The following is a 12,918-nucleotide window of genomic DNA, read 5'->3' on the forward strand; positions in this document are numbered from 1 at the left end:
TTTTTTATATTAACACCGCATTGAGCAGCATAAAAAGTATCGTATTAGACCTATTTTATGCTTACTCAACACTGTGTGAGGAGCGGGACTATGAAGAGAGAATCAATCGATTGTATCTTCTCCCTGACTCCCTTTTAGGAGTGAGACAAAGTAAAATAATTATGCTCTATTAGCGCGTTTAGCAAGCTTTTCTTCTTTGCGACGTTCAAGCACTGATGATAATAATCGACTGAATTGCACTACCAATAGAAACATTGTAACATATGTTTGAAGTTTTTCGAATTTTACTTTCATTTATATCACCTTTCTTTTATTTGCGTGTTGAGCCTCTTTCAATAATTTTATGTGGTAATAATACATTGCGCTCTTCAATCTCTTCTTTAGCCATGATTTTGGTTAATAGACGCATTGCGACAGCCCCTAAATCATATAATGGTAATTGAATAGATGTTAATTTAGGTCGGACAATTTGGCAATAAGTTGAGTTATGGCTTGTAATAATTTCAAAATCTTCAGGTACTTTCATCCCGTGATCTTGCAATGCATTTAATAAGGCTACTGCTACTACGTCATCACCTACAACAGCAGCAGTTGCGCCGGTTGCATTGATTTGACCATATAAATCTTCACCTGAATCAATATCAAAATCGCCTTGAATGACTAAGTCCGGATCAAATTTTACTTTATGTTTTTTCAATGCTTCTTTATAGCCGACTAAATAATGGTTTTTGTTGATTTCATATTCAGACGGTCCAGTAATGAGCGCGATTTTTTTATTGCGTTCTAATAACATTTCAGTTGATTCTCTCACTGCATCTAAGTAACGAATATTGATTGTAGAGAATGCATCACCTTCAGCAACAGTTCCGGCTAACACTACTGGCGTTGAAGTACGTTCAATTTCTGCACGTAATTTTGGTGCAATTGAATTCCCTAAGTAAACTATTCCATCTACTTGTTTAGCTAATAAAGTATTAAATACCGATACTTCTTTATCAGGATTTTCATCAGAGTTTGCTAAAATAATATTATATTTATACATGACTGCAATATCATCAATCCCACGTGCTAGCGAAGAGAAGAATACATTGGATACACTTGGAATAATAACTCCAACTGTTGTTGTTCTTTTACTTGCTAACCCTCTAGCCACCGCATTTGGACGATAGTCTAAACGTTCAATGACTTCGTTAACTTTTTTACGAGTTGCTGGTTTTACATTCGGATTCCCATTGACAACTCTAGATACTGTAGCCATTGAAACTCCTGCTTCACGTGCAACATCATAAATTGTAATTGTTTGTTTTTCCATCAGAGTTTCACTCCCGTTATTATTATATTGAAACTAATGTACCATATTTTTTCATCAATTGCAAGCGTTTCATTTACAACTTTTCATTATCTTAATACTCTCTCAATGAAAGCTGCTTTTTTGTTAAATTTTTTCTTGAAAATAAAATAAAGGGACTGAAAATATTTTCAATCCCTTAAACCTCAAATATTATTCTTGAATTTCATCCACTTTTTCAGAAACTTCGTGCTCCATTTCCTCTGCTTTATCAGCAACTTCGTGTTTAAATTCTCCTGCTTTATCAGCAACATCCTCCGATAAATCTTCAGCAAATTCTTGAGCTTTTTCTTCTGCTTGATTAACTTCAATTTCGATATCTTCGGTTAATTCATCTAGTTGCTCTTCTTTTTTAGCAACAAACTTTTTACCATCTTCTTTTAGATCATTAAATTGATTTTTTAAATTTTCTGCTGTTAATTGAACATTTAGCATAATATCTTCAGATTTTTCACTTGCTACTTCTGCTGCAGAATCATACATTTCTACACCACGTTCAACGACTGTATCTTTATAATCACGTGCACGGTCAATTAATTTATCCACATCTTTGCTAACAGATTTACGTAATTCTTCACCCGATTTAGGGGCATACAATAAAGCTGTCAGCCCGGCAACTGCTGCACCTAATAGGGCACCTAAAACAAATCCACCATTATCTTTTTTAGCCATGTTATTTCACTCCTTGGTTAATCGTAATTTCGCCTGCTGTAGAAGAAGGCTTGCGGTTTCTAATTGATTCTAATTCTTCTTCAATTGCTGATTTTGGGGTCGTTACTGGCACTGTTTCATCCACAACTACTTTTTCTTGTTTACTTGGTGAAACAAAGTCTTTTACTTTTGATAAAGACTTAATATTTCTTTGTAATCTTTGTGTCTTTGAGGGTTTCTTTCTACCAATACCACTTAAAAAATTATTAGCTGTGTCTTTGGCAGAGACATTAATTTCTGATACTGTTATGCCTAAATCACCAACTGCTGTAAATAAAGGATCAATCTTGCTAACTTTACCATTTACATCATCCATTAGTGAATTGGTTTTATTTAATAATCCTTCTACTTCGATTGAAAGACCATCAACATCCTTTGTAACGACATCAATCGTCGTATTCACTTTTTGAATGGTATTTTGTAATTCTGCAATTAATTTTGGTATTTTAAGCAGACTGATGATAAGAACAACTACAAGTGCAGTAAATGCCAAGGCCGCAATAATTGCAGCTATTCCTGCTAAATCCATATGACAATCATCTCCAGTTCTTCAAATTTGATATATATTAAATATAGCACGATTCCGCTTCCAACTCAAATGATAACACTTTGCTTTCATATTATTTTCAAAAAGACCAACGCGACAAAATATGCTATGATAATATACGAGGAGTGTGAGTTATGTTAAATCAAACCGACCAATGGTTCCAAACGTTTATTAAAACACAGTGGGAAGAAAGAACCACTGAAATCTTAATCATTATTTTTCAACTAATCTTAACCTATGTGCTCTTTTTACTCATTAGGGCGTTTATTAACCGAATTTTTAATTATAAAATTCAAGAAAGGCTCATTGCTAAAAATAAAAACACTTCCCCGCAAAGGGTGAATACTTTAGCAAAAGTAACAAAAAATGCTTTGAGTTATTTATTATACTTTTTCTTATTTTACACTATATTATCAATTTTAGGGTTTCCGGTTGCCACTTTAGTGGCCAGCGCCGGAATTGCCAGCTTCGCTTTTGGGATGGGTGCCAAAGAATTTGTTACGGATGTGATCAATGGTTTCTTTATTATCTCAGAAGGTCAATTCGATGTCGATGAAGTGATTGAAATTCCCAATAAAGGTATTAAAGGAACGGTGAAATCCGTTGGCATCCGTTCGACCACTCTTTTAACACCTAGTGGTCAAGTTTACTATATTCCTAATCGAGAAATTAATATTGTGTCTAATTTAAGCCGAGAGAACGTTGGCATGTCCATTGAATTACCAATTTCTACGACTACTAATCTTGCATTATGGATGCAAATCGTAGAACGTGAGACGGATCGTATTAAAGGACAATATGCTGAATTTTTACATGACGAACCGAATATTATCGGTCTAACCAAAAATGATAACCAAACCTTTAGTTACCAAATATTTTTCAAAGTAACCAATGGTCAACAATTTAAACTAACCAGTAAATTTTATGAACTGTATTTGACAGCGCTCAATGAAGAAATGAGCAATGGTGTTAGTTTGAACAGTGGTGAAATTAGAGTGTACCAACAAAAGGTCACACCATCATAATCTCAATAGGCTCATAGTACTTTGGTGTGAATAAACCAAGTAATTTATGTTGACCCACATCATTTGACAAATAGCCAAACAGTACTGGTGGTTTCTCCACCAACACTAAAAATTATAGAACCTAAATAAACCTCAAGTTTGATTAGGAGTCACTCCATCAATTGGATGAAGACTGCCTTCGAAACTTGAGGTTTTTATCTTGATAATCGATTGAACTCTGTTTTAGAGTATCGTCGTGTAACCGTTACGTGCTACATTTTAATTTTTATAATAGATTGAGCTAATTATTAAGAGTATTATCGTGCAACCTATACCTGCTACATTTTTATCTTGATAATCGATTGTACTCTTTTTTTGTCAAATCTCAGATCATATTTTTTAAGGTTATTCATTAACAAACTTGAACATCAAAATGGCACCTGCTACACCAACATTTAACGACTCTGCTTGTCCAGGCATCGGAATATAGATTGATTGGTCAGCTAATTCAATTAGACTCTGATTAACGCCTTGTCCTTCATTTCCAACAAGAATAGCTAATGCGTTCGCTTCCTTCAACTCAAATTGACGATAGTCAATTGCGGATTGATGTAAAGCTGTCGCTAATACTGTGGTGCCTTGTTGTTGTGCTTGGGGAATCCATTCGTTTAGGTCTGCTTGAATAATCGGTAAATGCCATAATGACCCTTGAGTCGAACGAATCACTTTATCATTATAGACGTCAACCGTTCCAGTGCCTAATATAATCGCATCGTAATTGGCCGCATCAGCCGTCCGAATTAAGGTGCCAAGATTACCTGGATCTTGAACCGCATCAACCAACAAAATACGCTTAAATTCTTTGGTTATTGCGGTCGGCTTACTTCCCATTTCGATAATCGCAAAGATGCCTTGCGTCGTCTCCGTTTGACTTAATTCCGCCAAACAATTATCAGCTAATAAAACTTCTTCAGCTGAATGCTTCATTTTAAAAGGTTCATTCTTTGCTAAATAGTGCTCTGAGTAAATCAAATACTTTATTTTCGCACCTGATTGCAATGCTTCTTCTATTAAATGAATGCCTTCAATCATATATTGTCCACTTTGTTTTCTACCTTTAGTGGTTGCTAATTTACGCCAATGTTTTAATTGGGCATTTTGCTTTGAAGTAATTTTTAACATAGCTTATCTCGTTAAGCGATAGATGGCTTCAGCATAAATCGCTGTGGCACGTAATAAATCATCAATTGCTAAAAACTCATTTGCTTGATGCATTGTATCAATTGAATCTGGGAATAAGGCTCCATAAGCGACCCCACGTGGCATTAAACGACCATAAGTACCGCCACCAATCGACATTTCATGACCTTCTAAACCAGTTTGATTAGTATAAACATCGAGCAATGTTGCGACTAATGGATCATCCGCTGGCACATAATGAGGTTCTTTGCTTTCTCCGACTGTTAAGTTAAATTGATATTTTGTTAAAGCATTGGTAAATTTCTCAGACATCATCGCTGGTTCTGTCCCTTCAGGGAAACGGAAGTTTAATACAATGCGACCGCCATCTGCTTCATTAAATGACACAATCCCCACATTCATACTAACATCGCCCATTACCTCATGATGGTGACTAACCCCTACTTTTTCTGCTTTGAAATCTTGATGTAATTCTGTTGCTAAAGCAGTGATAAAATCTTGTGCTGCTTTATTATTAAAAGCAAATTCATTTAAGAATACAGCTAAATAAGTCGCCGCATTATGCCCTTTTTCAGGAGTAGAACCATGAGCCGCTTTTCCTACTAATTTAAATTCAGCAACGCCATCATGCCATTCTGCATTTCCAGACAATTGATGCTCATTGACAAATGTCGCAAATTGTTCGGTAACAGTATTATCTAAACCTTCAACCGTCGCGGTCACATCTTGGATGACCATATTTTCACGTAAGCCACCTTCAAAATTCACTAAAGTAACATCGCCTTCAGTGGGTTCAGATTTAAAATCTAAATAAAAACTAACATTACCTTTTTCCCCATTGATAATCGGGAATACCGCATCTGGTGAGAAACCAAAATCAGGCATTTCCGCATGTTGGAAATAATAATCCATACATTGCCAGCCACTTTCTTCGTCTGTTCCGACAATTAAGTGAACTCGCTTATTAAAGTCATAACCTAATTCACGCAATAATTTAATTGCAAAATAGGCTGCAACTGTTGGCCCTTTGTCATCACTTGAGCCACGAGCATAAATACGATTGTCTTTAATGACCGGTTCAAAGGGATCTGTTTCCCAACCCGTACCGACAGGAACCACATCCACATGACCTAAAATTCCCATTAGTTCATCGCCTGAACCTACTTCGATACGACCAGCCCATGGTCCAAATTGTTTAGTTTCAAAACCATCTTCTTGAGCCATTTTCATAAATTCTTCTAAGGCTGCTTTAGGGCCAGGACCTACTGGTGCTTCGTCCGTTGCTTTATCATCTTCTCTAACCGAAGGGATCCGTAATAATCTAAATAAATCTTCAAATAATGTTTCTTTTCGGTTTTCAACTTCTTGTAACCAATTTATCATTTTTTTCTTCAACTCCTATTCAATACCAAAATCTTCTAAAAGTGTCCATTCGTCTTCATTCAAGGGCCTATACTCTCCAATCGGTAAATCATCTGGTAAGCTTAGCGGTCCCATTGAAAGACGTTGTAATTGAATCACTTCACAATTAATTTTTTCACACATTCGTTTTACTTGGTGGAATTTTCCTTCATGAATCACGACTTCAATTCGGGATTGATTTTTTGCTTCATCAACATTTAGAATCGTTAATTGACTTGGTTGTGTTACGAAATCGCCTAAATCTAAACCTTTAGCGAATTTATCAATGTCTTTTTCTTCTACAATCCCACTTACCACTGCAAAATAACGTTTGGGGACTTCACGCTTAGGTGACAGTAATTGATGAGCTAATTGTCCATTGTTCGTTAATAATAATAAACCTGTTGTATCAATATCCAAACGCCCCACAGGAAATAAATCCAAGTGGGCGTAATCTGGACCTAACCAATCGATAACTGTTTCATGATAATGATCTTCGGTGGCACTAATAATTCCTTCTGGTTTGTTCATAATGTAATAGTGGTATTTCTGATACTGGACTACTTGCCCATCAACTGTCACCACATCATTTTCGATATCAACCTGAAAGCCTACTTTCTTAACAGTTTGACCATTGATATCAACCCAACCATTGGTAATTATTTGTTTTACTTCTTTGCGTGTACCATAACCAGTATGGGCTAATAATTTATCTAGTCTCATTAGAACATTCTCAACTTATCTTGTAATGCTCTATGACGTTCACCAATTAATAAAGATAGTTTACCAAATAGTGCGAGTACCCCGAAGTAAACAAAGGCCGCAAAGGTAACCACTATTAAGATTTTAACAAATGTAAGAATACGTCCTACTGGACCAAATAATAAGTCAAGTGAACTATTCCATAGCCAAGCTGAAACAGTCATTAATAAAGTGGCTGAATAAATAATGATAATATTTGGTAACATGCCTTTAAAGTCTAAGTGAACCAGTTCATTTAATTTCCAAATAGTTAAAATGCAAGTGACTAAGAAACCTAGTAAGGTTGCGATCAAGGCACCGTGAGCATTTAACCAAGCAACTAATGGAAATTGTAAAGTCAATTTCACAGCCAAACCGACTAATAAGAAACGAATAGCTGCACGACGATAATTCATTGATTGAATAATAGTAGAAAGGATCGTATACGCTCCTAAAATAATACTTAAAACAGAGGCTGTTACTAATAATGATGGACCCGCTTCGTGACCATAAGGATAGAATAATTGATACATATTATTAGCAATACTTGCCATTCCAAATGCTGCTGGTGCCATCACTAATAAGAATAGTATCGAAATTTTTTCAATCAATTCTGCAGTTTTACCTTCTTCATGGTTGGCATAAAGCTTCGTAATTAATGGAATCGATGATAGTGACATGCCTACTGCAATCGAAATAATAATCATAATTAATTTATCGACGTCTAAGTTCATGACACCAAACAATTCACTAATATCACTTAATAACATGGTTGACGTTCTTTCTAAAATGAACTTAAAGGTGATTTGGTCAATGAATTTCGCGATAATAATACCTGATCCTAAAAGGATAAATGGAATACTATCTTTTAATAAAATCATTAAACTCGCTTTGAAGTCTAAGGTGTTAGCATCATCTTCTTCGGCTGTTTCAATTAATAAGTTAATCGCTCCACGACGTTGGATATATAAGAACACGAGATAAACTAATGATAAGACGGCCCCTACAAAAGCTGCAAAGGTAGAGTGTGCTACTGCTTTGGTAACATCGCCATCAAGCATCTTCATAATCGCATACGTCGCTGCTAACATGTAAACCACGCGGGCAATTTGTTCTAGGATTTGAGAAACAGCTGTTGGTACCATATCACCAAATCCTTGGAAATAGCCACGCAATAAACTCATCACGGGTAGTATTAGTAACGCCGGAGCTAATGAACGAATCACCACAACCGCTGCTTGCGGATTATCAGTTGAGGAAATGCCCGCTATAAATGGTGCTAAAATGAATAATAGACCACCCGATACTAAACCAGATACTAACATCACCAATAAACTGTTTTTGAAAATTTTATCAGCTGATTTATATTTTTTCTGTGAATGATAGTAGGCCATTTGTTTCGCAATCGCACTCGGGAAACCTGCCGTCGAGATGGCTAAGAATAGCGCGTATGGATTATAACCAATCCCATAGAGCACATTGGCAGTCGTATAACTTGTACCAAACCAGGTCCCCCAAGGAATCACATATAAAGCACCTAAAATTCTAGAAATAATATTGCCTGCTGTTAACCAAGCAGTTCCTTTAACGAAAGATGCTTCTTCTTCCTGAACATCATTTTCAACTAAATCATCATTAACGATCTTTTCATCTAATACTGAATCAGTTAAAATAGGTCCCTCGAATGATTGTGTTTGTTGAGCGATTTGCTCACTTACTGCTTCAATATTTTCAGTGGAAGTATCTGCTAATACTTTACCTACTAAATCGTTTTTCGATTTAACAGTCGCTTCGCCATTTGATGTTGCAAAATTCTGTTCATCCACACCGCTGCCTTCAACGGTTGTTGCTTCATGATCAAGTTGAATAGGCTCTGAATTTTGGCTACTTTCGTCTTGAGCTGTTCTGTCTTCGCTAGTTATTACTTGTTCACCTGTGTGTGTTGATGTTTCGTCTGTATGTGTTGATGTTTCGTCTGTGTGCGATGCTTTAATATCTTCAGTATCGTTTGCTTTATTATCATCAAATGAATCTTTAGATGGATTACTTGCTACACTTGCAGTTACTTGGCTATCGCTTTCAAATGGACCTCCTTTTTCAGAGGAACGGTTTATTTTAGTCTGCTGAGTAATGCGTTGATTCTGCGATTGCAATGCTCTTCTTTCATTTTCTTCGGTTGCCTCGTTAAGCTGAGACAACTCTTCATCTTTTTGACTGAATTTATGGGCAATAGAATCTTTAATGTGACCGAGGAAACCGGTAAACGAAAGTTCTGAAACCGGAGATTGTTCCATATTTACTTGATTATCCGCTGATTGAACTACCTGTTGCTCTTTATTCGTCTTGATTGATGACGATGATAAAGTTTCCTCAGTCGCCATTGCTCTATCTTGTTCAAACTGATTGTATTGATCAAAGGTCGAAAGATTATTTTCATCGTAAACCGGTTCGTAAGTGTCTTCAAACTTTTTGATTAATTTTTCACGACGTTCATAAATCGCTTGTTGTTCCCTTGCTTTTTCTGCTTCATATTGATCACGGAGTTTTTGGGTTTTCGATTTATAAACAAATGGATTCTCTTCTGGTTCCTCAGAAGAATCATGATGATTAGCCTTTTTAGCTGCTTCAAACTGATCATCGGTAGTAGTTGATTCTTTGAAATCTATATCTGAATCGATTACCACCTCATCAGGTTCAATAGGATAAGAATCATCGATTTGAGGTTGCTGATAATTCACTTCATTAAAATTAAACTGTTCATTTGAAGAAGCTTCAGTATTATCCTCCGTATTGCCAGTATTCGAATGATGATAATCTTGTGTAGAAAAGTCAGGATAATCTTCGATTACTGTTTCATTAGGATAAGATTGAAATTCTTTTGGTCGTTCAGCATTTGAATTCAATTGACGATTTTGTTTTGGATAAAAATCATTACCCGTTTCTTGATGTTCAATCGCTGCTTCACCATATGAATCCTTCGGTTTCGCGTTAAAACCACTGTTTTGTTGTGACTCATTTGCCTCAACTGGACGCTCATTACCGCTTATTTGCTCAGTAAAATAATCACCATCAATTGGTTGACGATTCGGGCGTCGTAGCCTACTTAAGTCTTCCTGTGTAAACTGAATCGTCTCTTCTAAATCAATATTAGAATAAGAACGATTTTGACGATTATTGTCTGTCATATCATTGGCTCCTTTTAATTTGCTACGATATTTACTAATCGATTAGGTACTGCAATCACTTTACGTACTGTTTTTCCTTCTATAGCCAACATAATCTGTTCATCTGCTAAGGCAACTGCTTCTAATTCTGATGGAGATAAATCAACCTCTACCATCATTTTTTGTTTCAACTTACCATTAATTTGAATGACAATCTCAACTTGCGATTCAACGGTTAAAGCTTCATCAAAAGTAGGCCATTCAGCATGTTGAATACTTTCTGTTCCACCTAATTTTTCCCAAATTTCTTCCATTAAATGAGGTGCTAAAGGTGCTAATAATTGAATGAATCCTTTCGCATAGGCTAAAGGTAATACTTGTTGGTCTTTAGCTGCATTTAAGAAAATCATCATTTGTGAAATTGCAGTGTTAAAATGTAAGTTTTCAAAGTCTTCGGTTACTTTTTTAACCGTTTGGTGATAAACACGTACTAAAGATTCGTTTGCTTCATCTTTGACCGTTGATTTTACTTCACCGGTTGCTTCATCAATGAATAAACGGTATACACGATCTAAGAAACGGCGACTACCTTCTAAGCCTTTTTCGCTCCAAGCAATCGAAGCATCTAATGGTCCCATAAACATTTCATATACACGTAAAGTATCAGCACCAAATTCATTGACAACATCATCTGGGTTAACAACATTCCCTTTTGATTTAGACATTTTTTCATTGTTTGCCCCTAAAATCATACCTTGGTTAAATAATTTTTGGAATGGTTCTTTGGTTTGAACAACACCTAAATCGTATAGGAATTTGTGCCAGAAGCGTGCATATAATAAGTGTAACACGGCATGCTCTGCACCACCAATATATAAGTCGACTGGCATCCATTTTGCTAATTTTTCTGGGGAAGCAATCGCGTCTTCATTGGTTGGATCGATGTAACGTAAGAAATACCAAGAGCTACCTGCCCATTGTGGCATAGTATGCGTTTCACGTTTGCCTTTCATTCCAGTTTCAGGATCAACCACATTGACCCATTCTTCAATTTTAGCTAGCGGCGACTCACCGGTACCTGAAGGTTTAATTTCATCAGTCTTCGGTAACATCACTGGTAATTCTTCTTCAGGAACTAAAGTGGTCGTACCATCTTCCCAATGAATAACCGGAATCGGTTCACCCCAATAGCGTTGACGAGAGAATAACCAATCACGTAGGCGATAATTAACTTGATGTTCGCCAACTCCTTCAGCTTCTAACCACTCAATCATTTTCTTAATCGCTGCTTCATTTTCAAGTCCATTAATAAAATCAGAGTCGATATGCACACCATTATCGACAAATGGTAAATCGCCACCTTCCACTACTCGTGTAATTGGTAATTGATGTTTCTTCGCAAATTCGAAGTCACGTTCATCATGAGCTGGCACCGCCATGACAGCTCCCGTCCCATAACTAGATAAAACATAATCTGCTATCCAAATAGGAATCTCTTGTCCATTTACAGGATTGATGGCATAAGCTCCAGTAAAGACACCTGTTTTGTCTTTATTTAATGATGTACGGTCTAATTCACTCTTTGTTTCAACTTCTTTAACATAGGCTTCAACTGCTTCTTGTTGCTCAGGAGTTGTAATTAATTTAACTAATTCATGCTCAGGTGCTAAAACAGTATAACTTGCCCCAAATAATGTATCTGGACGAGTCGTATAAATTTTGAAATCATGATCAGAATCTTTAATCTTAAAGGTAACCATTGCCCCTTCCGATTTTCCAATCCAATTACGTTGCATCGCCTTAATACTTTCTGGCCAATCAACTAACTCTAAATCTTCTAACAATCTTTCCGCATAAGCAGTAATTTTCAATACCCATTGACGCATTGGTCGACGATAAACAGGATGACCCCCCCGTTCGCTGACACCATCAATAACTTCTTCATTAGCCAAAACTGTACCTAAAGCTGGACACCAGTTCACCGCCACTTCTTGTTCATAAGCAAGACCACGTTTATATAATTCAGAAAAAATCCATTGGGTCCATTTATAATAATGAGGGTCGGTTGTATTAATTTCACGATTCCAATCATAACTGAATCCTAAAGATTTAATTTGACGCTTAAAATTACCAATATTTTTTTCAGTAAATTCAGCTGGATCATTCCCTGTATCTAATGCATATTGTTCAGCAGGTAAACCAAAAGCATCCCACCCCATAGGATGTAACACATCAAATCCTTGTGCTCGTTTCATACGACTAATCGCGTCAGTTGCTGTATAGCCTTCGGGATGTCCTACGTGTAATCCTTGTCCAGACGGATATGGAAACATATCTAATGCATAGAATTTTGGATGACCTTCACGCTCTGTCGTTTTAAATGTTTCATGTTTGTCCCAATAATCTTGCCATTTCTTTTCAATAATACGATGTTGGTAAACCATAATTTCCTCCTAAAAAAAATATTCTAAATAAAAAAATAAAACCCTATAACAAGACAAAAAGACCTTGCTATAGGGCGCCAAATAGCGCGGTACCACCTATTTTTGCATAATGAAAAGTTTTAATAAATACATTATGCCTCAAATCTTTAACGCAGATTATACGGCTTATCTTACTTTATTCAGATAAACATCGATTGAGATGAGTTCGATAAACTTAATCACTTGTTCACACCAACCACAAGCTCTCTGATGATTTTACTTATCTACTAATTCTAATCATTGATTCAATATTAATAATATTATGCCACAAATACCTTGTTTATTCAACGCTAAACAATGTCCAAGACATAAAAAAAAA

The 12,918-nt window shown here is 36.1% G+C and carries 9 protein-coding genes and 1 other annotated feature; of the genes, 1 reads left to right on the plus strand and 8 read right to left on the minus strand.

Translation table 11 applies throughout. The annotated features are described in order from the left end of the window. Positions 1–310: 310 nt before the first annotated feature. From ccpA to GSA01S_RS06460, 3 genes are all read right to left on the minus strand, one after another. On the minus strand, positions 311–1,312 hold the full coding sequence (gene ccpA / locus GSA01S_RS06450; RefSeq protein WP_066125955.1) for a catabolite control protein A: 1,002 nt from the start codon (positions 1,310–1,312) through the stop codon (positions 311–313). Between the two features lie 189 nt (positions 1,313–1,501). Next, entirely contained in the window at positions 1,502–2,020 is a 519-nt protein-coding gene (locus GSA01S_RS06455) for a YtxH domain-containing protein (RefSeq protein WP_066125957.1), read from the minus strand. A gap of 1 nt (position 2,021) precedes the next feature. After that, entirely contained in the window at positions 2,022–2,588 is a 567-nt protein-coding gene (locus GSA01S_RS06460; RefSeq protein WP_066125959.1) for a DUF948 domain-containing protein, read from the minus strand. Positions 2,589–2,740: 152 nt separating this feature from the next. On the opposite strand from GSA01S_RS06460, the gene GSA01S_RS06465 reads away from it, so the two are divergent. Then, positions 2,741–3,631, plus strand: a complete 891-nt coding sequence (locus GSA01S_RS06465; protein ID WP_066125961.1) for a mechanosensitive ion channel family protein — start codon at positions 2,741–2,743, stop codon at positions 3,629–3,631. A gap of 384 nt (positions 3,632–4,015) precedes the next feature. On the opposite strand, the gene GSA01S_RS06470 is transcribed toward GSA01S_RS06465, so the two are convergent. The 5 genes from GSA01S_RS06470 to leuS are packed head-to-tail and all read right to left on the minus strand — an operon-like array spanning position 4,016 to position 12,560. Continuing rightward, a complete protein-coding gene (locus GSA01S_RS06470; protein WP_066125962.1) occupies positions 4,016–4,792 on the minus strand; it encodes a TrmH family RNA methyltransferase in 777 nt (258 codons plus the stop codon). Positions 4,793–4,795: 3 nt separating this feature from the next. Further along, a complete protein-coding gene (pepV, locus tag GSA01S_RS06475; RefSeq protein WP_066125963.1) occupies positions 4,796–6,193 on the minus strand; it encodes a dipeptidase PepV in 1,398 nt (465 codons plus the stop codon). 15 nt (positions 6,194–6,208) lie between these two features. Beyond that, positions 6,209–6,934 (minus strand): pseudouridine synthase, encoded by a 726-nt coding sequence (locus tag GSA01S_RS06480; RefSeq protein WP_066125965.1) that lies wholly within the window; start codon positions 6,932–6,934, stop codon positions 6,209–6,211. Next, positions 6,934–10,137, minus strand: coding sequence for an oligosaccharide flippase family protein (locus GSA01S_RS06485; RefSeq protein ID WP_066125966.1), 3,204 nt, complete (start codon positions 10,135–10,137; stop codon positions 6,934–6,936). The genes GSA01S_RS06480 and GSA01S_RS06485 overlap by 1 nt, the downstream gene beginning before the upstream one ends. Before the next feature lie 14 nt (positions 10,138–10,151). Then, on the minus strand, positions 10,152–12,560 hold the full coding sequence (gene leuS, locus GSA01S_RS06490; RefSeq protein WP_066125967.1) for a leucine--tRNA ligase: 2,409 nt from the start codon (positions 12,558–12,560) through the stop codon (positions 10,152–10,154). Positions 12,561–12,627: 67 nt separating this feature from the next. Then, positions 12,628–12,849: a binding site (T-box leader), on the minus strand. Positions 12,850–12,918: the final 69 nt, after the last annotated feature.

It is taken from the genome of Globicatella sanguinis NBRC 15551, assembly GCF_001552295.1.
GTDB lineage: Bacteria > Bacillota > Bacilli > Lactobacillales > Aerococcaceae > Globicatella > Globicatella sanguinis.